Here is a 1,811-nt window from a genome sequence, read left to right as displayed (position 1 = left end):
CGAGATCCACGCCTTCACCAGATCCGGGACGATGATGCGCCACGACACCCCATCGACGACGAGGTGGTGCGCCACGATCACGAGCCGTCCGGTCCTGGCCTGTTCACCGTCGACGGGTTCGGGATCGAGCCAGACGAACTGCAGCACGACGCCATCGAACGGGTCGAGTCTGTCCATTGCCAGATCGGTCTCCCGCAACGCCAGGTCCCGCAGTTCGTCCGCGTCCACCGACGCAGCGACACCGACACGGTGCAGTAGAACCGACGCGGCGACCGAACCACGTTCGGCGACATACTGAGTCGACACCCCGTCGACCCTGACCAGCTTCGACCGCAGGACGTCGTGATGATCGATCACGGCTTGAATCGTGGCGACGACGCCATGCTCGTCGATTTCCGCGGGCAACTCGAGCGCCAGGTTCTGCGTGTACCGCCCGAGTCGCGGGCCACGCCCCAGCATCTGCGCCACTATCGGGGTCACCGGCATCGAGCCGACACCGCCGCCGGGCATCTCGGCGAGCGCGGACGAGCTGTCTGCGTCGAGCGCGGTGGCGACCTCGGCGATAGCTGCGACTGTCTTGTGCTCGAACACGTTTCGAGCGGTGATGGACAGTCCCCTGGCTTTCACCCGGGACACGACCTGAATCGACATGATGCTGTCGCCGCCGAGAGCGAAGAACGAGTCGTGAATTCCCACCCGGTCCACGCCCAGCACGTCGGCAAACACGTCGCCGACGATGCGCTCGGCGTCGGTCGTCGGCGCCTGGAATTCGGTCGACTGAACCGTCGGCGCGGGCAGCGCACGACGATCGAGCTTGCCGTTGACGGTCAACGGAATCGAATCCAGAACAACGAACGCGGCGGGCACCATGTACTCGGGTACCGCAGCCGAGATCTGTTCACGCAGATCGTCGGTGTCGAGAGACGAGCCGGCACCGGGAACCACGTAAGCCACCAGGCGAGCCGATCCTGGGGTGTCCTCGCGCGCGATCACTGCGACCTGCGCTACCCGCTCGAGCTCGAGAATCACCGCTTCGATTTCGCCGAGTTCGATGCGGAATCCACGAATCTTCACCTGGTCATCGGCACGGCCGACGAATTCCAGTTCCCCGGTGGTGTTCCAGCGTGCGACGTCTCCGGACCTGTACAGACGTGAACCGCCGCCGTGGAACGGATCCGCGACGAATCGCGTCACGGTCAGCGCGTACTTCCCGAGATAGCCGCGCGCCAACTGCTCGCCACCGACGTACAACTCACCCGCTACACCGCGAGGGACCGGCGCGAGTCGGGAGTCGAGTACGTGAATCCGGAGACCGGGAATCGGGCGTCCGACAACGGAGCCCGACGCCGACGCGACGAGCGCAGTATCGAGTTCACGATGCGAGACGTGCACGGTGGTCTCGGTGATTCCGTACATGTTCACCAAGCGTGGTGACCGATCACCGTAGCGGTCGATCCACGACGACAGTCGACGGAGTTCGAGAGCCTCACCTCCGAAGACGATGTAGCGCAGGCCCGCCAGATCCGATCCACCTTCGATACGGTCGATCTCGGCCAGCTGATAGAACGCCGACGGCGTCTGGTTGAGCACCGTGACCTTCTCGCGGATCAGCAGTTGCCGGAACAGATCGGGCGATCGCGACGTGAAGTAGTCGACCACGACGAGAGTGCCGCCATGCAGCAGGGGTCCCCACAGTTCCCATACCGAGAAGTCGAATGCGTACGAGTGGAACAGCGTCCAGACGTCGTCGGGTCCGAACGCGAACAACAGATCGGTGCCGTCGAGCAGTCGGCCGACTGCGCTGTGCGGCA

General features: G+C 64.4%; 1 protein-coding gene. It reads right to left on the bottom strand.

Annotated elements, in window-relative coordinates; genetic code table 11:
- On the bottom strand, positions 1-1,811 hold a 1,811-nt coding region (locus A2J03_RS27225), incomplete at both ends, for an AMP-binding protein (protein ID WP_156520618.1).

Origin of the sequence: Rhodococcus sp. EPR-157 (genome assembly GCF_001647195.1) — a bacterium.
Classification (GTDB): Bacteria; Actinomycetota; Actinomycetes; order Mycobacteriales; family Mycobacteriaceae; genus Rhodococcoides.
The sequence above is the reverse complement of the archived record's forward strand: the minus strand, read 5'-3'. Positions and strand labels throughout refer to the sequence as shown.